Below are 19,450 nucleotides of genomic sequence, written 5' to 3'. Positions count from 1 at the left end.
ACGGGCACGGTGGGAACACCTTTGTCCGGATCCCCGTCGACGGGCCCGGACGCGCCCGGGACGATCACGTAACCGGGCTGCCGTGCGTCCAGCGTGGAGGTCGCGGTCAACGTCAGCCCGAGCGTCCCGGACATGACCAACCGCGGGCCCTCCGCGGAGACAAGCTCGACGCGCAGCTCGCCGCCGCCGAGCGTGTCCCCGCCGGCGGCGAGCACCTCGAACGGGGCGATGACGTCGAGCGGGTCGAACCCGTCGAACAGCACGATCTGAGCCGACAGCGACATGGCGTCTCTCCTGGTCAAAGGGCTGGCCGTCCGGACCCGTACCGACGAGGCCGGCTGCGCGGACCCGCGGGCAGGCGAGGGTCCGTCCGTCTGGCGAGGGCTGGCACCGGTTAAGCATCGCGGGGCGTCCCAGGTCTGCACAGTGGCTGAAATGCCACGCTCAGACTGGATCTGGCCATCCACCCGATCCGCCTGGCGTCATCGTCACATTGCCTGAACCATCGGGCTAGCGTGCAGGTGTGCATACCGTCGCGGTGCTCGCCCTACCCGATGTGATCGCCTTCGATCTGGCCACACCGGTCGAGCTGTTCGGACGGGCCCGCCGGCCCGACGGAAGGCCGGCGTACCGGGTTGTCGTCTGCGGGGCGGAGCCGATGGTCGACGCCGGGCCTGTGCGCCTCGCAGTCGGCGCGGGGCTGGACGAGCTCCACCGGGCGGACACGATCGTCGTGCCCGGCCGCAACCATCCCGAGGAACCGACTCCGGCCCCGGTGCTCGACGCCCTACGAGCGGCGGCGAAGGAGGGGACACGCATCGCCTCGATCTGCGTGGGCGCGTTCACCCTCGCCGAGACCGGCCTGCTGGACGGGCTGCGCGCGACCACGCACTGGCTGGCTGCCGATGCGCTGGCCGGCCGCCACCCGGCGGTGCGGGTCGACGCGAACGCGCTCTACATCGACAACGGCGCCGTTGCGACCTCGGCGGGCGCGGCCGCCGGCCTGGACCTGTGCCTGCACCTGGTCCACCGCGACCACGGGGTGGCCGTCGCCGCGGACGCAGCGCGGATCGCGGTCGCGCCCCTGCACCGCACTGGTGGCCAGGCGCAGTTCATCGTGCGCAACCCACCCAGGTACGCGACGGCCACCCTGGAGAACGTGCTTGCCTGGATCGAGGAGAACGCGCACCTCGACCTGACCCTGGCCGACCTCGCCACCGCCGCGCACACCAGCGTCCGCACCCTCAACCGGCGCTTCCACACCGAGACCGGGCAGAGCCCGATGGAATGGGTGACCGGCGTCCGGGTCCGTCACGCCCAGGAGCTCCTGGAGACGACGGACCACGGAGTCGAACGCATCGCCCGGCATGTCGGCTTCCCCAGCGCGAGCAACTTCCGAGCCCACTTCCGCCGCCTCGCCGGCGTCACGCCGCACGAGTACCGCTCCACGTTCACAGGCACGGCCGCCGCCCAGCAGCAGACGGGCAGGCGGAACGCGGGGGCTTGACCCGGCAGCAGGCCACGGAGCGGACGGGGCCACCGGGCAGGTGCGACACCAACCGGCCGACCGGGTCCACCGGCCCTGGGGCGCCGATCGGGTCATGTGCCCGCGGACGGTGCTCTCCGTCCTGCTTCCATAGTGGGCAGGGCGATGGGCGGCGGAAGTTGTCCCTACCGCCGAGGATGTAGTCGTAGACGCCCGCCGAGTGGGGGACAGGCTGACGACTACTCGTGGCCAGAGTGGCGGTGGCCCAGCTGCGTCACGCCCATGCTCACGCTCACCTTTGTCGGACAGTCCCGCTGGTCACACCGGAAAGGCGGGCAGGTTCGCTCCAGCAAGCGCGATGGCCGCAAGATGCAGCACCGTAACTCCGTACGAGGGTGTCGGTTCAGCTGGTGGCGGGCTTGGTGGTGGTTGGCGTCGGCTCACGTTCAGGGTGCTGTCCAGGGCCATGCCCGCATTGCCAGGGCGGCCACCGCTTCAAGGTCGCCGCGGTCGGCGCCGTCACGGGCCTGTTGGGCCATGCCTTGCATGACCACGCTGGTGTATACGGCCAGCGCGCGGGCGTCGGTGCCGGCGGGCAGTTCCCCGGCGTCAATCGCGACGTTGACGAGGCGTTCGAGCGCGTCGAGGTCGGCGGCGCGCAGGGCACGCAAAGCCTGTTCGACCTCGGGTGCGTTGCAGTTGACAGCGGCGCTGATCACTAGGCAGCCGCGCGGCAGGTCGGGACGGGTGTAGGCCCCCGCGGCCTCGCGCAACATGCGGTCCAGGCCGGCCTTGAGGGTCGGCTCCTCGATCAGCGCCCTCGCGATGAAGGCGTGGTGGGTCTGGCCGTAGACCTGCACGACCTCGTCGAACAGCTCGCGCTTACTGCCGAAGGCCGCGTACAGGCTCGGGGCGCCGACGCCCATCGCCGCCGTGAGATCGGCGATGGAGGTCGCCTCATAGCCGCGCTCCCAGAACAGCACCAAGGCGTGGTCAAGGGCCGCGGCTCGGTCGAACTCCCTGGGTCGCCCCCGTCGGACTGCTGCCACATCCTAATTTTATACCGAGCGCTAGAGAATCTGCTACAGTTCCAATTCTGTATCGATCGCTCTGGAAAGGCTGTGGGCATGGGGACGCTGGTAGGCAGGACCGCGCTGGTCACCGGTGGTAGCAGGGGTATCGGCAGGGCCATCGCCGAACGGCTGGCTCGGGAGGGCGCGCTGGTCGCCGTCCACTACGGGAGCGACGAGGAAGCGGCCACGCAGACGGTCGCCACGATCAAGAGCGGCGGCGGCAGAGCGTTTCTGATCCGGGCAAAGTTCGGGGAGGCCGGCGACGCCGCGGCGCTCTGGGAGTCGTTCGACCGGGGCGTGGCCGAGTTCACCGACCTGCCAGGCCTGGACATCGTCGTCAACAACGCCGGGATCGTCGCCTACGCCGCCATCGGTGACACCGCCGAGAAGGACTTCGACGACATGTTCGCGGTCAACGTCAAGGCACCGTTGTTCATCCTCAAACATGGCCTGCACCGGCTCCGCGACGGTGGCCGGATCATCAACATCACCTCCGCGGCAGCCCGGATCGCCGTCCCGATGACCATCGCCTACTCGATGACCAAGGCAGCCCTCAACGTCCTGACCCACACCCTCGCCCAGGAGCTCGGGCCGCGCGGCATCACCGTCAACGCGGTCGCGCCCGGCGTCGTCGACACCGACCTCGTGCCCTGGCTCGCCGACCCGCAGCTAAGGGAGCGCACGGCCGCCCTGTCGGCCTTCGACCGGATCGGTGACCCGGTCGACATCGCCGACGTCGTGGCCTTCCTCGCCTCCCCCGACGCACGATGGGTCACCGGTCAGACCATCGACGCGACCGGCGGCACCCTGCTCGGCGTGACCATTTAGTAATGGTCGCTTCCTACGGCGGCGCGCCCACTCATCCCGTCTGGTACTGAGTCGAAAATGACTCAGGGTGAGGCTGTCAGGGTGACCTGGTGGCCGAGCTGTTGGAGCTGGTGGACGAGCTGAGTCGAAAATGACTCAGGGTGAGGCTGTCAGGGTGACCTGGTGGCCGAGCTGTTGGAGCTGGTGGACGTTGTTGGTGGGTGGCAAGGACAACTTTCCCGCCGACCGGCAGGCGGCCGAGCAGGCTCTCGCGGTGTTTCCGCATGCCCGGGTCAGCGCCCGGCAGAACCGTGCGTTCCTGCACCGGGTGACCCGGTTCCTCACCCGGGACGCGGGGGTCCGCCAGTTCCTGGACATCGGCACGGGCATCCCGACCCCGCCGAACCTGCACGAGGTCGCCCAGAGCATTGCCCCGGACAGCCGGGCGGTCTACGCCGACAACGATCCGATCGTGCTCGCTCACGCCCGCGCGCTGCTCACCAGCGCCGGCGGAGGCCGCACCGCCTACCTGGATGCCGATCTGCGGGAACCCGAGAAGATCCTCGAATCGGCCGAGCTTCGCGACACGTTGGACCTCACCCGCCCTGTCGCCCTGTCCGTCATCGCTCTCCTGCACTTCATCCCGGACTCCGACAATCCCTACGGCATCATCCGCCGGTACCTCGACTCTCTCCCCGCTGGCAGCTACTTGGCCCTCACCCACGTCACACCCGACTTCGCACCCGACGATGTCCGGCGCGCCGTCGATGTCTACCGGGAGCAAGGCATTCCCGCCGCGGCCCGCACCCGCAGCGAAGTCGAACGTTTCTTCAACGGCCTCGACCCCGTCAAGCCCGGGGTGCAGTCCGTGCACCGCTGGCGGCCCGACGACACCAGCCGGGATGACCTGACCGACGCCCAGGTCAACGTGTACGGAGGACTCGCCCGCATCCCCTGAAATCTCAGTCCTCGTCGTGGCCTTCACGCCCGACGGGTTAAGCACCTTGCCTCAACAGCGCCGGCTGATCGGCCTGGACAGGGCGCCGATCCGGACGATCACCGGGCCGACCGCGACACTGTAGTGGATCGGCTACCCGAGCCCGGTCTCTCCCGGGGCGACCTACGCGAGCGCTTTCGGCGTGTGGGAGCGGCAGTGGCTCAACAGCAACTGGATTCCGATGCTAACCCAGCTGCACCAGCGCGGCGGTCGCCGGCGGGGTCGGGGCGTTCGACGTCGGCCTCGCGTTCAGCGGCCAGTCGGTCTGCTCCGCGAAGCCGTTCGCGAACGGACTCTTCCCGGGATCGGCGATCAGCAATGTCCTGCCCCGCGGGCCCGCAGGAGCAGCTGCGTCCCAACCAGCGCGGGTACGACTGGCTCTACCAGGTGATGAGACGGCAACGCCAGGCCGCCGGCCGGCGCTGAGCTGCCGCCACACCGGCGGCCGGGCGTTTCCGGACCCACAAATCGGGAGGGAAACCGAACCGGAGTGCGCATGGCCGACGCCGTCGTGATCGGTGCTGGCGTGAACGAGCTGGTGGCGGCGAACCTGGTCTTTTCGGCGCATTCTACTTACTAGAGGGAAAATGAGGCGACCGGTGATCGTGACGGGTCTACGGCGCTGGTGACCACGCTGGAACGGCCAGGGCCAGGTGGTGACCGCGCTGGGTCAGGGGCTGTCGGTGCCGGGACCGCGGCGAGTCCTCGCGGCCTGGGCGCGATGCGTTGGCGGGCAGGCTGATGCCCGCTGTGGGCCGAGGCCCCGGGTGTGCGCGACGCTGGGTTCAGGTCCTTGTCAGGCGGCCTTCGGGGTGTCGGTGGGTGGGGTCGGTCGTTTGGTGAAGACCACGTCGTAGCCGAGGGAGTTCATCTGGGCGGCGAGCCGTTGGGCGTGGCGGTCGGGGTCCTGGCGGCGGGTGAAGTAGCCGGCGCCGAGGTCCTGGTAGGGCTCGCCGCGGCTGAGCATGTGCCAGGCGGCGACGAGGATCGAGTGCTCGACGGCGACCCGTGCCTTGGCGGCACCCCTGTTGGCCTTGATCCGCTTGTACTGGGCGGACAGGTAGGTGCCCCTGGTCCGGGAAGCGGCGCGGGCTGCCTCGTGCAGGTGCAGCCGCAGCCATTTGGAGCCCTTGCGGGTCTTGCCGCCCTTGGATCTACCGGCGGACTCGTGCTGGCCCGGGCAGCGACCCGCCCAGGACGCCAGGTGCCCGGCGGTCGGGAACACCGACATGTCCGGGCCGATCTCGGCGAGCAGGCACTGCGCGGTGCGGCGGTCAACCCCGGGGATCGTGTCCAGCAGGGCGACCTTCGCCTCGAAAGGGGCGATCACCCGGTCGATCTCGGTCGAGAGCCGGTCGATCGCCTCGTCGAGGTAGTCCAGCTTCGCGAGGATCTCCCCGATGATCAGGCCGTGGTGGCCGGTGAAGAACCCGTTCAACGCCTCCCGCAACGCCGGGATCTTCGCGCGTAGCCGGCCGCGGGCCAGTTCCGAGAGCACCTCCGGGTCGGTCGTGCCCTCGATCATCGACTCGAGGATCGCCCGACCGGACACCGTCAGGATCGAGGAGGACACCGACGACAGCTTGATCCCCGCGTCCTGCAGGAACTTGTCCAGGCGCTGGACCTCCCGGGTCCGTTCCTCGATCTGCGCCTTGTGGTAACGGGTCAGGTCCCGTAGCTCCCGGACCGGCTGCGGCGGCACGAACGAGGGGCGGACCAGGCCGTACTCGACGAGCTCGGCGATCCACTGGGCATCGGCCGCGTCCGTCTTGCGGCCGGGGACGTTGTGCATGTGCCGGGCGTTGAGCAGCCAGCACTCGCCGATCACGTCCTCCAGGATGTGGTAGACGGGCTTCCAGTAGATCCCGGTCGACTCCATCCCGACCCGGGTCACGCCCAGCGAGACCAGCCAGTCCCGCAGACCCAGCAGCTCCCGGGTCGTCGCCCCGAACGTGTGGAGCAGGACCTCGACCGGCCCACCCGGCACCGTGGTGATCCGCGCACAGGCGACGATCTCGTCCTTGTGCACGTCCAGGCCGGCGCACCGCGCGACCTGCGCTTCCATACGACCCCCTACAGGCCCAAGCGGCCGCCGGACAAATTCTCGGCCCGGCGGACGTCCTGTGCGGCCGCCGCTACGCCGGACACTATGGCATAGATATAGATATTTCAACCGCCTCCGCGAAGCCGTCCATCGTGTCCGGCGCATCGGCGTGCCTCGGGAGCCGCAGCTCGCAGTGGCTCATCGGATCGTGGTCGCGGCAGGCGGCGACGCTCAGGAGCATCCCAATCTCCGACCCGCCGCGGAGTCTCATCTGGGCAACTGCATCTCGCCATGCCTGTCGGCCCAGCGCATTCTCGACAAGCAGACCTTGCCGGGTCCGGTTCGGCCGCGTCATCGCCGGCATCGTCCGCAGGCTCCTGAGCAGGACGGTCGGCACATCCGTGTCCTTCCAACCTGGGAGTTGGAGGCAGGTTCCGGCGTCGATGGTGATCGCGGCCCGGATCAGTATCCAGGCGAGGGACTGTGCTTCCTGCGCGGTGACGTACTCGAAGCCCGCCGCGGGTGGGGGCGCGGTCGCCGAAGTCGGCGCTGATGACCGCCGGGTGGACGGTGGACGTGGTCACGTACTGCTGACCCGCACGCGCAGTGGGCCGCTCACCGCGGACCGGAGTCCGGGTATCTCCGGGATGTCGATCTGCGCGATCTCCGCGATGTGATGGTCGCCGGGGGCCGGCGGGTTCGGGACGGAGATGGCCGGCGGGCAGCTGGCACCACGCGGGGCAGGAGCCGCTGACGGTCATCGGATGACCCGCCGACGCTTCAGGAGATCGCGGCCACCGGCGGAGGACGTCGTCGGGGTGGGAGGGGTGTGCCAGACGAGGCGGAGGTTCCGTCCGGCGACGGCGAAGATCTTCACGGCGTCGTCCGCATGGGAGCAGACCGTGGAGAACGTCCCGCCGCGCGCGACGACGACGGGGTTCACCCGCCGAGAACTGAGCGTTTGCCGCTACGCTTCTGCTGGGGTCATCGTACTCACGGCGGTCTGCGATCTTGTGGGCGCGGGCCATCGCGTCCGAATGGTGCTGGCGGCCGTCCTGCTGGCCACCGAGCACAGTGCGCGGTGCGTTCGACCACATCGGTGCCTGGGGGCTGGGCGGCGTGAGCAGTCGCGGGGGCACGATCCGTGCCGCGGGGGTGCGGGGCTTCGCTACGGAGGTGCGCATACTCGGCGCCGATCCGACCGCCTTCGTGCGTGCGGTGGGACTTGCTCCGGAGGTGCTCGACCACGACGACATTCCTATCGCCGAGGCCAGGCTTGTCGCGCTCCTTGAGAAGGCCGCGGGTGACCTGGCCTGTCCGGACCTGGGGTTGCGCATCGCGGCACGACACGATCTCGGGATGCTCGGCCCGTTGGCACTCGTGATCGCCAACTCGGGCACGGCGGAGCAGGCATTCGTCGCGGCGACCCGCTACCTCGGGTTTCACTCCGACGCGCTGCGGTTGTGGCGCACCGACGATCCGCACGGGGATCCGCGCGTGGTCGCGATCCGCTACGACGGGCACGATCCCGTCGTCCCTCCAGTGCAGGCGATGGATGCCGGGCTCGGGTTCGTCCACCGCGCTCTGGAACTGATGCTGGGCGAGAACTACGGGCTGGTCTCGGTCGAGTTGTCGTACGAGCCGGCCGCGCCCCTTGAGGTGTACCGGACGTTCTACGGCGTCCCAGTGGCTACGGGAGCGGGTGCCGCGTTTCTCCGAGTCCGCGCGGGTATCTTCGATCAGCCCATTCTGGGCGCGCGGGACAGCCTTCGGGTGCAGGCGGAGACGTATCTGCGCACACTCCTGCCCGATCCGGCGGACGTCGTCGCGCGGGTCCAACGGATCATTCGGGAAACGCTGGTCATCGGTTCGGTCCCCCTCCCGACGGTCGCCCGGATGTTGCGGATCGAGCCGCGCACGTTGCAGCGCCGACTCGCGGACCTGGGCGTGAGCTTCACCCGGATTGTCGACGACGTGCGCCGGGACGAGGCGCGGCGTTTGCTCACGCTCACCGACCTGTCGTTCCTGGAGGTCTCGTCCCGGCTCGGGTTCGCCGAGCAGGCGACGTTCAGCCGGGCCAGCCGCCGATGGTGGGGCGTGCCGCCCCGCGGAGTGCGAGCCAGGAGCGGCACCCGCTGACAGCCGCCGGATGTCGCGCAGAGTCAAGTTTCTCGCGTCCGTTCCACGCAGAATCGCGGTGCACCGCGACACGCGAGGAGGCGAGATGGCGGACCAACACACTGATGTACTCATCGTCGGCGCGGGGCTCTCGGCGATCGATGTGGCCTACCGGTTACAGGAGCACTGCCCCGAGCTCGACTACACGATCCTCGAAGCCCGAGACCGCATCGGCGGCACCTGGGACCTGTTCACCTACCCGGGCGTGCGTTCGGACTCCGACATCTACACGCTCGGGTTCCCGTTTCGCCCGTGGCAGGGAGAGCGTTCGATCGTCTACGGGGGCGAGCTGCTCCAGTACCTGCGCGACACCGCCAGTGAGGCGGACATAGACCGGCATGTGCGGCTGCGTACGCGGGTCGTCTCCGCCGACTGGTCGTCGGTACGCGCCCGCTGGATCGTGGATGCTGATCATGACGGCACACCAGAGCGGTATGTAGCCCGGTTCGTGGTGTTTTGTACCGGCTACTACGACTACGAGAGGCCGCACGATCCGGGCTTCCAGGATGTCGAGGCGTTCCGGGGCCGCGTCGTGCACCCGCAGTTCTGGCCCGCGGACCTCGACTACGCTGGCAAACGCGTCGTCGTCGTCGGCTCGGGCGCGACCGCCGTCACGCTGGTCCCGGCGCTCGCGGCAGATGCCGCCCACGTGACGATGCTCCAGCGAACACCCAGCTATGTTCTCGCTCAGCCACGCACCGATGCCGTCGCCCGGGCCCTGCGTAAGGTTCTGCCCCTGCCCGCCGCGTACCGCATCGCTCGCGTGAAGAACACCGCCATACAGTGGGCGCTCATCCAAGCGTGCCACCGCTTCCCAGACGGCGTACGTTGGCTGCTGCATAGGCGTGTCGCCTCCGCCGTCGGATCGCGGAAGATCGCAGACGAACATTTCTCTCCGCCCTACGCCCCGTGGGACCAGCGCCTGTGTATCGCTCCCGAAGGCGACCTGTTCCGCGTCATTCGCGATGGCACGGCATCCGTCGTCACCGGGCGCATTGAGCGCTTCGTGCCCCAGGGGATACTCCTGGCATCCGGCCGCGTCGTCGAGGCGGACATCGTCGTGACGGCTACGGGCCTTCGCATCAAGCTCCTCGGCGGGGTGACCGTGACCGTCGACGGCGAAAGCGTCAACCTGGCGAAGAGCTACACCTACCACGGAGCGATGCTCAGCGGCCTACCCAACCTCGCGGTGTCCATCGGCTACATCAATCTGTCGTGGACTGTCCGCGTCGACATGACGGCGCGCCTGATCACCCGCCTCCTCAGACGCATGATCGACCAGCATATGGATGCCGTCGTGCCGGTCGTGCCGGTCGACATCGAGCCCGGCCAGCCCTTCATGGACATGGCGTCGGGGTACCTCGCCCGAGCCGCCGCGACGATGCCGCGGGCGACGTCTCGCTACCCCTGGGCGGTCCGGCAGAACGTCATGGTCGACGGGTGGGCCACCAGCCGTGCCGACCTGGCGAACGGGCTGCGATGGACGCGAGTGTCGGAGCGGGAGGAGGTGCGGGGATGAGGGCCGTGACACTGCACCGCGGCGAGTTGCGGGTCGAACAGGTGCCCACACCGGAACCGGGCCGCGGGCAGCTGCTGCTGCGCGTCCTGCGCGCGGGCATCTGCGGTTCGGACCTGCACGCCCGCCTGCACGCCGACGCGAGCGCGGACATCGCCGCAGAGGTCGGCTACCACCACTTCATGCGCACCGACCAGTCGGTCATCTTGGGGCACGAGTTCGTCGGCGAAGTCGTCGCCTACGGTCCCGGATGTCGTGCCCGCTGGAAGCCGGGAACTCGGGTGGTCTCCCTCCCGCTCATCAAGCAGGACGACGGCATCCAGATGACAGGGCTGTCAGAGCGAGCGCCGGGCGCCTACGCCGAATACGTGCTCGCCGCCGAGGACGCGACGATGGAGGTTCCAGCAGAACTAACTGACGATCTCGCTGCGCTCACCGAACCGCTCGCGGTAGCCCATCACGCGATACGACGCGGGCGAGTCTCCCGGAAGGACGTCGCGATTGTCATCGGCTGTGGGCCCATCGGGCTAGCCGTTATTCTCATGCTGAAATCCGCGGGCGTCAGGACCGTCGTCGCGAGCGACCCAGCAGACGCTCGACGGACGCTTGCCGCTCAGTGCGGCGCCGACATCGTCGTAGATCCCGCCGAAGGGTCACCCTGGACCGTCGCGGCCGACGGGCACATCATGACAGCACCAGCCCTGTACGGTGCCGGAATCGACGCCCTGCACACACTGCGCGCTGTGCGGGGAACACCGTGGACGACAATCATGAAGGCCGCCAAGCGTGCGGGAATCGGCCCGCGCGGCCCTGTCGTGTTCGAATGCGTCGGCCTACCCGGGATCATTGAGCAGATCGTGACGAACGCGCCGTTCCTCGCACGCATCATCGTCGTCGGGGTCTGCATGACCCCCGACTCCTTCCGCCCCACCATGGCGGTCAACAAGGAGGTCGACCTGCGCTTCTCGTTCTGCTACGACCCGGCCGAATTCCACGACACACTACACATGATCGGAAGAGGAAAGATCGATCCCACGCCCATGGTCACCGGCGTCGTCAGCCTCGACGGGGTAGCGGACGCTTTCGAGCAGCTCATCCGCACGACTCACCACGCGAAAGTGCTCATCGACCCCAACCTCGCCTGACAGCGAGCACGGGCCGGCGGCGCGAATTCCCCGATCTGCCCTTTTTGTAACCCTTTAATCACGGACCCGAACGATAGGAGAACACCAACAATGCTGGGCTACCGTTCACCCGCGACCGGTACGGAAGCAAGAGGAAATCCAGCCGGGTCGCGGCGGCGGTCAACCCCGACATCTACCCGCCATGCATCTGCCCTTCATTTTGCGAACGGATCGCATTCTTGTGACTGACCTGGGTACCCTTCTCCATCTCGCGCACGAGGCGGTGGACGTCGCACGGCGGATCGCCGATAAGATGCCGGCGGGCCGGGTCGAGAGGAAGGGGGACCGAGACTACGCCTCACAGGTCGACCTGGCCGTCGAACGGACCGTGCGAGCGTTTCTCGCCGATCGGACGTCGGGCATTGCCTTTCTCGGCGAGGAAGATGGACTGTCGGGAATAGCCGAGGGCGGGCTCTCCTGGATTCTCGACCCCTTGGACGGTACGTCGAACTTTGTGCACGGACTGCCGCTCTACGGCATCTCGCTCGGGCTCGTGCGCGACACGACGCCCATACTCGGGGTGATAGACTTTCCCCGTTTCGACGAACGCTTCTCAGCCGCCGAAGGACACGGCGCGTTCCTCGGAAAGCAGCCCATTACCTGTAGCGCGACCGAAACCCTCCGGGACGCCATCGTGTCCATCGGCGATTATGCTGTCGGCGACGACGCGGCCGCCAGCAATCATGACCGGTTGTCCCTGACCCGGAGCCTCGCCGAAAGCGTCGAACGCGTACGGATGCTCGGTTCCGCCGCGATCGACCTCGCATGGGTCGCCTGCGGCCGGACCGACGCCTGCATCACGCTGTCTAACAATCCCTGGGACATGGCCGCAGGCGTCGTACTCGTCCGCGAGGCCGGAGGCCATGTGGTGGACCTCGACGGTTCCCAGCACACGACGAAGTCAGCGGCCACGATCGCCGCACCGCCGAGCCTCATCGCCGATGTTCTCAACCGCGCCCGGTACGCGACCGACCCAGGCGAGAGCCCGTGAACCGCCTCTCGTGACTCGGCCTCGCACACCCCGATGTCGGCCGGTACACCACCGCCGTGAACACCACCCGCTCGTCCGCCGTTTGCCGTATCTCCGCCCCGCGGACGCGGCGTGAAGGACGGCAACTGCGGTTCCACGAGCTCACAGCGCTCGTCCGATACCAGCCGCAGAGAAAAGGCGGTCTCTCACACCTCAGATCATACAAGAAGCTCCGTTATGCCCCCGTTGAGCAAGCTTCATACGAGCTGGCGGAGCGGTTCGCGCCGGCCTTTGCGTTACGCGGAGTACCCCTCAATTATTGGGGCAAAGTTTGGCGTTCGGACAAATATTCAACATACGCTTTATCCTGCTTTGCCGTCTCACGTCTCCTGATGCGGAGTTCCGATGCGCCCGTCTCTACATCCGGCTCGTGCCGCATTCGCGGCTGTCTTCGCTCTCTCGTTCACTGTCGGTGTCGCCGCTGCCCCGGCGGCGGACGCGGACTCACCCGCTGGGGGGTCGTTTTCCGTCCTGACCTACAACATCGCGGGTCTACCCGAGGAGCTTTCTAGCGCGTCGACTCCTCGCGCGGAGGGCACCACCGCTATCGGGCAGCGGCTCGGTCCTTATGACATCGTACAGGTGCAGGAGGACTTCAACTACCACGCGAACCTCTACGCGACCGACACCCATCCCTACCGGACACCCACGAGCGGCGGGGTGCCGATTGGTAGCGGACTCAACACCCTCTCGGACTTCAGCCTCAGCGATCTCGACCGGGTCAAATGGGATAACTGCAGCTCGTCGGAGGGTGCCGACTGCCTGACCCCGAAAGGCTTTACGTTCAGTCGGATCCGGCTGGGCGAGGGAGCCTATGTCGACCTCTACAACCTGCATCCCGACGCCGGGACCACCAGCGCCGATCTCGCCGCCAGGGCGTCAAATCTGAGCCAGCTTGGCTCCTACATCTCCATGCATTCGGTGGGCAATGCCGTGGTGGTGATGGGCGACACGAACACCCGATACACCCGCACCGGCGACACTATCGCCGCGTTCGCGGCCGCGAACGGGCTCACCGACGCCTGGGTGGAGCTGGAGCGTGGTGGGCTGGCCCCCACCGCCGGTAGCCCTGCACTGCTCTGTGACGAGGCAGCGCCAACCGACACCTGCGAGGTGGTCGACAAGGTGCTGTATCGGAGCAGCCGTCTCGTCACGCTCAACGCCGCCAACTATTCCAATCGGAACGCCGATTTCCTAGACGCGCAAGGCCTCATGCTCTCCGACCACTTTCCGATCGCCGTGGACTTCACCTGGACCCGCAATTCCGACTACCAGGCGAGCGACCAGTTCGGAGGCCCTCACGGGTATTCCTTCACCGATATCGACACGATTCCCGCCGGCGGTGCGGCCACGGCCGTCAGTCTGCGTTCGGGTTCCCGGGTCGACCGGGTCGGCCTCACCCTGGCCAACGGTACCTCCCTGGCGCACGGTGGCACCGGAGGGAGCGCCCAGTCGCTGGCCCTGGGGAGCGGGGAGTACATGACTTCGGTGAACCTCTGTCAGGGTCAGGTGAGCGATCACACAAGAATCTTCTACGCTAAGTTCACTACCAGCCTCGGCCGTACGCTCGCCGGTGGCACCATCACCTCCGACTGCGTGACCCGCACAGCGCCGTCTGGCTGGCAGATCGCTGGATTCCACGGCCGTGCGGGCGAGGAGAGCGACAAGCTCGGCGTCCTCTACACCAGGCGGTGACGGTGCGAGCGCAGAACGAGCGCCGTCACCGCCTGGGCTAGACGCCACGGAACCGGTTGATGGCGGTGAGGTGGCGTTCTCGCATCTCCTGGTCTCGCACGCCCAGCCCTTCCCGCGGCGCCAGGCAGAGCACGCCGACCTTGCCCTGGTGAACGTTACGGTGGACGTCATACGCGGCACTACCGGTCTCGGCCAACGGATACACCCGCGACAGCGTCGGGTGGATCAGACCGCGCGCGAGCAACCGGTTCGCCTCCCAGGCCTCCCGGTAGTTCGCGAAGTGCGTACCGATGATGCGCTTGAGGTGCATCCACAGATACCGGTTGTCGTAGCTGTGCTGGAAACCGCTCGTCGAGGCGCAGGTAACGATGGTCCCGCCGCGGCGGGCGACGTAGACCGAGGCACCGAACGTCTCCCTGCCCGGGTGCTCGAAGACGATGTCAGGGTCCTCTCCGCCGGTCAGCGACCGGATCCGCTTGCCGAAACGCTGCCACTCCCTGGGATTCGGGGTCTGCTCGTCGGCCCAGAAGCGGTAGTCCTCGGCGGCCCGGTCGATGATGAGCTCCGCTCCCAGCGACCGGCAGATCTCCGCCTTGGCCGGTGACGAGACGACGCACACCGGGATCGCACCGCCGCGCAGCGCCATCTGGGTGGCGTACGAGCCCAGCCCACCGGAGGCACCCCAGATCAGGACCACATCGCCCTGCTTCATCCCCGCGCCGTTGCGGGACACGAGCTGCCGATAGGCGGTCGAATTCACCAGACCGGGCGCGGCGGCCTCCTCCCACGTCAGATGGTTCGGCTTCGGCATGAGCTGGTTCGCCTTGACCAGAGCCAGCTCGGCGAGACCACCGAAGTTCGTCTCGAACCCCCAGATCCGCTGCTCGGAATCAAGCATCGTGTCGTTGTGACCCTCGGGACGTTCCAGCTCGACCGACAGACAGTGCGCCACGACCTCGTCGCCCGGCGACCATGCGTGCACTCCCGGACCGGTCCTCAGGACGACGCCCGCGAGGTCCGACCCGACCACGTGATACGGCAGGTCGTGCCGCTTCGCCAGCGGTGAGGTGCGCCCGTACCGCTCCAGGAACCCGAAGGTCGACAGTGGCTCGAAGATGGACGTCCAGACCGTGTTGTAGTTCACGGACGACGCCATCACCGCCACGAGCGCCTCACCGGGGCCGAGCTCCGGGGTCGGGACCTCGTCGAGATGCAGGGACTTTCGCGGGTCCTTGTCACGCGACTCCTGCCCCTCGAACATCGCGGCCTCGTCCTTGCGGACCACCACCCCCCGATAGGCGTCCGGCACCGACAGGCAGCTGAACTCGGCCTTCCGTGCTTCGGCTCCGGCAGTCTGGGCCAAGATCGCCTCGAGGACGTGCTTCATTCTCGTCTACCTCCGATAAGTGCCGTCCTGGGATTGGCACCGCCGCACACCCATGACCGCACGGAAGGCGGTCCTCCCACCGAACACGCGCAGGCCGCACCGCACCGGATCGGGAGATCGTGCGCCTTCCTGGCGCAGCTCATGAGTCAGAACCGCCGAACGCCCGCCGCCCCCAGGGTTTCTCCGACGCGTCAGCGCTGACACCGGACCGGTCGCGATGTCCGCCTGCCGCCCGCTCCTGCCCGGCGCGGTCCAACCACCCGCAGGCACAGCGGGGGCGTCGCCGCGGACCGCGCGGACGCAACCCTCCGTACGACGCCGACTCGTTTCTCAATCTCCTGTAGGTACCACACTCGAATCGATTGGTCCGATCAAAAGTACCATTATTTAGTGCCACGTCAAGAGGTCCGAGGCGCCGGAGGTTCTAGCCCGGTGCGATCGTTCCGCTGCTTTGCGACAAGCGCGCCGTACGCCGCGTGGACCCAGCCGGATCCGGTGGTCGTCAACCCGCCATCTGGAAGCCGACGATGATTCCCCACACCCCGACGACCCAGGCATGGAACAACAGCTTCAGCGTCAGCGGAGCGTGCCTGAGTTCCATGAAGTAGAGGCCCACGAGCCTCAGCTTGAACGCGACGATCGTCATGACGAGCGCCGACCCGGGAACACCGTCGCCCGCCAGATCCTCCGCCAGCCACACCGACAGACCGGTCACGAGAACGAGGACGACCGCCACGAGCGAGATCACCCGGTCCCCGCCTTCTCTCGCTGTGCTTATCGGGCCCGGGGGTGGCAGCGGTGTGGACACGGCAGCCCGGCCTCCAGTTCTCGGTACTTCGGAAGATGTCAGATGAGATAGAGCAGCGGGAAGAGGACTATCCAAAGCACGTCCACCAGGTGCCAGTAGGATGCACATCCTTCGACGATTGCGATTTTCGGACTGCGCGATGGTTGCCGGGTGTACCAGATCAGGGCTACGAGCACGCACATCCCGAGAACGAGATGCAGTGCGTGGATTCCGGTGAGCACGTAGTAGTACATGTAGAAGTCGTTGGTGGTGAGGGTGATCCCGTGCCCGAGCTTCCCGCTGTACTCCAGCACCTTGTTCACGGTGAAACCCAGGCCGCAGGCCAGCGCCGCCATGAAGAAGCGTGCCGGCTGGCGTGGGCCGCCGTCACGGACAGCTCCCACACCGCGGACGACGAAGTACGAACTCGCCAGCAGCAACACGGTGTTGAGCAGGCCGATCGTGGTACTCAGCCGCTCCTGCGACTCGGCGAAGAGCACGGGGTCGTGGGCGCGCGCCCGGCTGAAGAGTGTGAACAGGACTCCGAAGATGACCATGTCCCCGAGCACGAGCACCCAGATACCCGGCTCGCCCGGCACATGCCCGCCGCCACGACCGCGGCCGGGCCCGGCCGCGGTCGTGGCGGCGTCAGCGGGCCCACCACCGGTGACAGGCCCGCCAGGCCGAACCGATCCCCCCAGAGCTCCAGCCTCATCCCGCATGTGCCGGCTCGCGGGGCACCGTGGTCAACGCGGTGTCGAGCACCGAGCGGTGGCAGACCAGGGTCATCACGAGCATCCAGGCGAAGAAGACGAGGATAGGGATCCAGAAGACCAGCACACCGTGATAGGCGAACGGCCCGGTCTTGAAGAACGTGAGCAGCCCGACCGGGAGAAAGGAGATGGCCTCCATGATGTTGAAGTACGCCACCCAGCGCGGGAAGAAAGGCCTCTGGGGGGCATCGAGCAGCGTAGCCACGGCGATGGCGACGCTCTGCACGACGAACGGGGTGAACGGCATGAACAGCATGATCCAGCCCGTGTCGTGCAGCGCCTGAGTGATCTCCGGGCTGCGTTCGGGACGAAACGCCGCGGCGCTCAGCACGAGAAACGGCACCAGCAGAAATATCCAGGTGGCCGCACCGGAGCCAAGCTGAATGTAGGCCAGCACCGGGTGCGAGCGGCGGGCGTGCAGCATCTGACGTGTTATGACCCCGAACAACGGCGCCCACACCGCGAAGCCGGTCAGCATGAGGAGCAGGCCCAGCCGGATGACGGTGGTGTCATCTCGGTAGAAGGAGGCGATCTCCGCTGCGGTGTCGTGGGCCGGTGGCGGCGGCATGAAGCCGGCCATCAGCCATCCGACGATGACGAGCACGAGGCCGGGCGGCACGGACCACACGCAGACGAGCAGCGTCCGTAATCCGACGGACCGCTGCGTGGACGGCGCCGGGCCATCCGGCGGGATCGTCAGCTCTTTCGAGTTCCGGGTCGTGGTCATGGCGTCCTCTCGTAGCAAACCCGGACCTGTTCTGTCGGCGGGTACCCAACAGACCGGTCTCGGGAAGGGACGCGGCGCGCCATCAACGGCAGCTCCGCACGACACGTCAGCTCCGTGCGAACCGTTGTAGGACGCCGCGAAACGGGCCAGAAGTTGTGATCACGCCGATCACGCGGGTACGACGGTACGAGTGCGGGGATCCGCCGTACCTGGCGCGACTTCCCACACCACCGATGCCGGACGACCGGCACGGTGGGTTCTCAGACAGGGTCGTTGGCTTCGTCGAGATAGATCGTCTTGAGCACCTGGAACGGCTGCAGGCCCTCCGGCCCCAGCTCACGTCCCATGCCGCTGGCCTTGATGCCGCCGAACGGCACGAACGGATCGTTGACGTAGCCGTTGACGCCGATCGTGCCGGAGCGCACCCTCGCCGCGAACTCGGCGCCGCGCTCGGGATCACTCGTCCACACAGACCCGCCGAGGCCGAAGTCGGTGTCGTTCGCGATGGCGACGGCGGCGTCGTCGTCGTCATACGGGATCACCGCGAGTACCGGGCCGAAGATTTCTTCCTGAGAGATCGTCGCCTTCGGGTCTACATCCGCGAAAATGGTCGGCTCGACGAACCAGCCACGGTCGAGGCCCGCCGGGCGCCCGCCGCCGGTCGTGATCCGTCCGCCCTCGGCCTTGCCCTTGGCGATGTAGGACTCCACCCGCTCCCGCTGCCGTGCAGAGACCAGCGGGCCGACCTTCGTGTCCGGCTCAAGCGGGTTGCCGATCGTCAGCGAGCCGGCCAGTGCCGTAACGGTGTCGACGATCTCGTCGTAGCGGGCGCGGGGCGCCAGCACCCGGGTGCCGAGCCAGCAGATCTGGCCGTTGTTGAGCAGGGTCGCGGCGAAGAACGACTCCAGCGTAGAACCCAGGTCCGCGTCGTCGAGCACGACCGCAGCGGACTTGCCGCCGAGTTCGAGGGTCACCGGCCGCAGCAGCCGGCCGCAGGTCTCGGCGATGGCCCGGCCAGCCGCGGTGGAGCCGGTGAACGACACCTTGTCGACACCGGGGTGCGCAACGAGGTAGGCACCCACCTCGCGGCCCGCCGGCACGACGTTGAGCACACCCGGAGGCAGTCCCGCCTCAATCGCAGCCTCGGCCATGAGGAAGGCGTCCAGCACGGTTTCGGGAGCCGGCTTGAGGACCACGGTGTTCCCGGCCGCGAGCGCCGGGGCGAGCTTGAGGAAGGTGATGGCCTGTGGCACGTTCCACGGCACGATCGCGGCGACGACGCCGATCGGCTCCCGCCGGATCAGTGCCTTCTTGCCCAGCATGCCGGCCCGGACCTCGTGCTGCCCGGCCGCCACCAGGCCGGTGTAGTAGCGCAGCAGCAGCGCGGGGAAGCCCGCTTCGAAGTTCTGCGCCAGCCACAGCGGCATGCCGTTCTGCACCGCCACCCGCCGGGCCGTCTCGGCGCCCCTTGATTCCAGTGCCGCGGCGAAGCGTTCCAGAACCTCGCCCCGACGGGACGGCTCCCAGCTTGCCCATCCGGCGGGGTCGTCGAAGGCGCGGCGGGCCGCGTCGACGGCGGCGTCGATATCGCGCTCGCCCGCCGCGGGCACGCTGCCCGCGGGCTGCTCGGTCGCCGCCTCGGTGACCTTGATTCGTTCCGTCGACGTCGGGCTCGCCCACTGGCCGCCGATGTAGAGGCGGTCGTAGTCGATTGTGCTCATGTCCATTCCTTCGCTCGGTGAATTCACCGGAATTCCGTGCCGCGC

Annotated in this window: 17 protein-coding genes and 1 pseudogene; 9 read left to right on the top strand and 9 right to left on the bottom strand. The window is 67.9% G+C overall.

The window, feature by feature from the left end:
* Window positions 1–284: pseudogene (locus AWX74_RS31030) on the bottom strand (hypothetical protein); the annotation flags it as partial.
* A 239-nt stretch (window positions 285–523) separates the two neighbouring features.
* Between AWX74_RS31030 and AWX74_RS31025 the strand changes: the two are divergent.
* Window positions 524–1,507 carry a GlxA family transcriptional regulator gene (locus AWX74_RS31025; RefSeq protein ID WP_091284040.1) on the top strand — a complete coding sequence of 328 codons (984 nt, stop codon included), beginning with the start codon at window positions 524–526 and terminating at the stop codon, window positions 1,505–1,507.
* Between the two features lie 425 nt (window positions 1,508–1,932).
* Here AWX74_RS31025 and AWX74_RS31020 read toward each other — a convergent pair whose 3' ends face one another.
* Window positions 1,933–2,472 carry a TetR/AcrR family transcriptional regulator gene (locus AWX74_RS31020; RefSeq protein WP_226932083.1) on the bottom strand — a complete coding sequence of 180 codons (540 nt, stop codon included), beginning with the start codon at window positions 2,470–2,472 and terminating at the stop codon, window positions 1,933–1,935.
* Between the two features lie 141 nt (window positions 2,473–2,613).
* Here AWX74_RS31020 and AWX74_RS31015 point away from each other — a divergent pair, with 141 nt between their 5' ends.
* Window positions 2,614–3,387, top strand: a complete 774-nt coding sequence (locus AWX74_RS31015) for an SDR family oxidoreductase (RefSeq protein ID WP_091284038.1) — start codon at window positions 2,614–2,616, stop codon at window positions 3,385–3,387.
* A gap of 130 nt (window positions 3,388–3,517) precedes the next feature.
* Window positions 3,518–4,324, top strand: a complete 807-nt coding sequence (locus AWX74_RS31010; RefSeq protein WP_091284036.1) for an SAM-dependent methyltransferase — start codon at window positions 3,518–3,520, stop codon at window positions 4,322–4,324.
* 835 nt (window positions 4,325–5,159) lie between these two features.
* Here the strand turns inward: AWX74_RS31010 and AWX74_RS31005 are convergent.
* Window positions 5,160–6,428, bottom strand: a complete 1,269-nt coding sequence (locus AWX74_RS31005; RefSeq protein WP_091284034.1) for an IS110 family RNA-guided transposase — start codon at window positions 6,426–6,428, stop codon at window positions 5,160–5,162.
* 422 nt (window positions 6,429–6,850) lie between these two features.
* Between AWX74_RS31005 and AWX74_RS30995 the strand changes: the two genes are divergently transcribed.
* A complete protein-coding gene (locus tag AWX74_RS30995) occupies window positions 6,851–7,084 on the top strand; it encodes a hypothetical protein (RefSeq protein ID WP_091284030.1) in 234 nt (77 codons plus the stop codon).
* A gap of 80 nt (window positions 7,085–7,164) precedes the next feature.
* Here AWX74_RS30995 and AWX74_RS30990 read toward each other — a convergent pair whose 3' ends face one another.
* Window positions 7,165–7,350: a hypothetical protein gene (locus AWX74_RS30990; protein WP_091284027.1), complete on the bottom strand. Its 186-nt coding sequence runs from the start codon at window positions 7,348–7,350 to the stop codon at window positions 7,165–7,167.
* 176 nt (window positions 7,351–7,526) lie between these two features.
* Here AWX74_RS30990 and AWX74_RS30985 point away from each other — a divergent pair, with 176 nt between their 5' ends.
* From AWX74_RS30985 to AWX74_RS30965, 5 genes are all read left to right on the top strand, one after another.
* Window positions 7,527–8,546, top strand: a complete 1,020-nt coding sequence (locus AWX74_RS30985; RefSeq protein ID WP_131799582.1) for an AraC family transcriptional regulator — start codon at window positions 7,527–7,529, stop codon at window positions 8,544–8,546.
* A gap of 85 nt (window positions 8,547–8,631) precedes the next feature.
* On the top strand, window positions 8,632–10,104 hold the full coding sequence (locus tag AWX74_RS30980; RefSeq protein ID WP_091284021.1) for a flavin-containing monooxygenase: 1,473 nt from the start codon (window positions 8,632–8,634) through the stop codon (window positions 10,102–10,104).
* Window positions 10,101–11,246 carry a zinc-binding dehydrogenase gene (locus AWX74_RS30975; protein ID WP_091284019.1) on the top strand — a complete coding sequence of 382 codons (1,146 nt, stop codon included), beginning with the start codon at window positions 10,101–10,103 and terminating at the stop codon, window positions 11,244–11,246. The genes AWX74_RS30980 and AWX74_RS30975 overlap by 4 nt, the downstream gene beginning before the upstream one ends.
* 220 nt (window positions 11,247–11,466) lie before the next feature.
* A complete protein-coding gene (locus AWX74_RS30970; RefSeq protein ID WP_091284017.1) occupies window positions 11,467–12,276 on the top strand; it encodes an inositol monophosphatase family protein in 810 nt (269 codons plus the stop codon).
* 384 nt (window positions 12,277–12,660) lie between these two features.
* A complete protein-coding gene (locus tag AWX74_RS30965) occupies window positions 12,661–14,010 on the top strand; it encodes a jacalin-like lectin (RefSeq protein ID WP_091284015.1) in 1,350 nt (449 codons plus the stop codon).
* 37 nt (window positions 14,011–14,047) lie between these two features.
* Here AWX74_RS30965 and ccrA read toward each other — a convergent pair whose 3' ends face one another.
* The 5 genes from ccrA to AWX74_RS30940 form a co-directional block, all read right to left on the bottom strand.
* On the bottom strand, window positions 14,048–15,397 hold the full coding sequence (ccrA, locus tag AWX74_RS30960) for a crotonyl-CoA carboxylase/reductase (RefSeq protein ID WP_091284012.1): 1,350 nt from the start codon (window positions 15,395–15,397) through the stop codon (window positions 14,048–14,050).
* Between the two features lie 502 nt (window positions 15,398–15,899).
* On the bottom strand, window positions 15,900–16,145 hold the full coding sequence (locus tag AWX74_RS40300; protein WP_165615858.1) for a cytochrome C oxidase subunit IV family protein: 246 nt from the start codon (window positions 16,143–16,145) through the stop codon (window positions 15,900–15,902).
* A 98-nt stretch (window positions 16,146–16,243) separates the two neighbouring features.
* Entirely contained in the window at window positions 16,244–16,906 is a 663-nt protein-coding gene (locus tag AWX74_RS30950) for a cytochrome c oxidase subunit 3 family protein (protein WP_091284007.1), read from the bottom strand.
* Window positions 16,896–17,684, bottom strand: coding sequence for a hypothetical protein (locus AWX74_RS30945; RefSeq protein WP_091284006.1), 789 nt, complete (start codon window positions 17,682–17,684; stop codon window positions 16,896–16,898). The genes AWX74_RS30950 and AWX74_RS30945 overlap by 11 nt, the downstream gene beginning before the upstream one ends.
* A gap of 260 nt (window positions 17,685–17,944) precedes the next feature.
* Window positions 17,945–19,405, bottom strand: a complete 1,461-nt coding sequence (locus AWX74_RS30940; protein ID WP_091284004.1) for an aldehyde dehydrogenase — start codon at window positions 19,403–19,405, stop codon at window positions 17,945–17,947.
* Window positions 19,406–19,450 lie beyond the last annotated feature (45 nt).

Source organism: Parafrankia irregularis (assembly GCF_001536285.1).
GTDB classification, from domain to species: domain Bacteria; phylum Actinomycetota; class Actinomycetes; order Frankiales; family Frankiaceae; genus Parafrankia; species Parafrankia irregularis.
The sequence above is the reverse complement of the archived record's forward strand: the minus strand, read 5'-3'. Positions and strand labels throughout refer to the sequence as shown.